Source organism: Pseudoalteromonas sp. UCD-33C (genome assembly GCF_001306895.1).
Lineage (GTDB): Bacteria > Pseudomonadota > Gammaproteobacteria > Enterobacterales > Alteromonadaceae > Pseudoalteromonas.
In genome coordinates this window covers 1-551 of the sequence record NZ_LJTB01000041.1, presented here as the reverse complement: position 1 = coordinate 551, position 551 = coordinate 1, and the positions used below count along the sequence as shown (strand labels likewise).

Annotated in this window: 1 protein-coding gene; it reads left to right on the top strand. The window is 63.9% G+C overall.

The annotated features are described in order from the left end of the window. Positions 1-156 precede the first annotated feature (156 nt). The coding region (locus AOG26_RS20360; RefSeq protein WP_200907885.1) for a hypothetical protein at positions 157-551 on the top strand (395 nt) is incomplete at its 3' end.

The window sequence follows — 551 nt, the reverse complement described above, 5'->3', positions numbered from 1 at the left end:
GACTTGCCGCTGTGGCATCACCTCGTCTGCGGCGATCGCGACGCCGTGCACCAGGAACGCATTTCCCAGTCCGGACGCATGCTCAGCGAAGGCAGCGTGCCCGAGGATGACTGGGAGGATTACCTGATTTTTCGCGCGGGCTGAGAAGGAGTGTGTATGACGGTTGGAGCCAGGCTGGCGGCAAGCCTGCTGTCGTTGGCATTGAGTACGTCGGCTTGGGCGAAGAAAGTCGACCTGGACTACCACGTCAAGCTGCTGCCCCAAAGTGATCAGGCAGAGGTGCGCCTGAGCCTGTCCCAGGGCTCGGCGGTGCGCAGCCTCAACTTCGACCTGGGCCGCGACGGCGACTACAGCGATTTCAAGGCCGATGGCCAGTGGCAAGTGATGCCGGGCAATACGCCGGGCGCCAGCCGTGGTCTATGGCAACCCAGTGCCGACAAGGCCAGCCTGACCTACCGCGTTCGCCTGACCCACGCCCGCAAGAAGGGCGTTTACGAAGCACGCATGACCCCTGGCTGGGCGCTGTTTCGTGGCGAAGACCTGGTGCCCAC